The organism is Moorena sp. SIO4A1, assembly GCF_010672065.1.
Taxonomy (GTDB): Bacteria; Cyanobacteriota; Cyanobacteriia; order Cyanobacteriales; family Coleofasciculaceae; genus Moorena.
In genome coordinates, this window is the sequence record NZ_JAAHHX010001002.1 from 1 (window position 1) to 1102 (window position 1102).

A 1102-nucleotide genomic window follows, 5' to 3' on the forward strand; every position below is an offset into this window, starting at 1 on the left:
CAGCTGTTGAGTTTTTAGGACGATCTCTTTCCTTGGCAGTGCGGGAGCGTTCTCACGAATTGTCTCTGATTCCTGACTTTGAGTAATTGGGATGGCTTTGTCAACCCCTACACCTGAATGCTTACCGGCTTTGAACTCCATTGCCAACACTTCAACCACCTCATTGACGTTATCTTGCCTGTACTTTTATAGTATATAAATGCCAGCTAGATAATGTCCATGACAAAATGAAAAATAAATTTAAATACAATAAAAATATCGTTTATTCGTGCAAATACCACGTTGTATGGTGCCCTAAATACCGCAGACCAGTCCTGGTAGAAGAAGTAGAGACCAAACTAAAAGAACTCCTCTACCAAATAGCAGAAGAGATCCAAGTCGAAATTATCGAACTAGAGGTGATGCCTGACCATGTTCACCTACTTTGTGAATGCGATCCTCAGTTTGGTATTCACAGAGTGGTTAAGAGGTTTAAAGGAGCAACCAGTAGGTATCTTAGGGAGCAGTTTCCCCACTTAAAAAGTAGGCTCCCTACCTTGTGGACTAATTCCTACTTTTTATCCACTGTTGGCGGCGCTCCACTTGAGACGATCAAAAGGTACGTTCAAAATCAAAAAGAAGTTTAGGGAATAAATTCCTGTTCGGGCTAACCCCATAGATGGAATCTAGGGGCTTGCGCCCTCAGGATTTTCGGTCAAATGCGGGACTCTATACAGAAATGGGCTGATTGGACTGGTTCAGTCGTGACAGAAGTTCAACCTAGCTACACGTCGCAAGTTGACTCCAGGAATGGAACCCTTCTCGGGAAAAGGACTGGGGACAATTTTACCGGATTTGATGGGGTCGTGTTACAGGCTGACCATAATGCTGCCACAAATGTCCTTAGCAGAGGTACGGATAAGGACATCACCCGGTATATGAGTAAAGCCGAGGTGCAGGCAGTATTATTGCGCCGTACTGCGCGTTTCTTGTGCATGAATGGGATTGAGTCTGCTAGATGCAGTTGAGCTTGGTTGCCTTGATTGTAAACATGAGCTTTGCTCAGGCTTTCAAGCAACTCCTCATCGAGATGTGAGGAACGTCCAGACAGATGGGTGGAAGG

Annotated in this window: 2 protein-coding genes; both read left to right on the forward strand. The window is 44.8% G+C overall.

Annotated features, from left to right (window positions below; genetic code table 11):
* The first annotated feature begins 227 nt into the window (after positions 1–227).
* Positions 228–626 (forward strand): IS200/IS605 family transposase, encoded by a 399-nt coding sequence (gene tnpA, locus F6K53_RS44790; RefSeq protein ID WP_293087509.1) that lies wholly within the window; start codon positions 228–230, stop codon positions 624–626.
* A gap of 72 nt (positions 627–698) precedes the next feature.
* A complete protein-coding gene (locus F6K53_RS44795) occupies positions 699–1007 on the forward strand; it encodes a zinc ribbon domain-containing protein (protein ID WP_293087512.1) in 309 nt (102 codons plus the stop codon).
* Positions 1008–1102 lie beyond the last annotated feature (95 nt).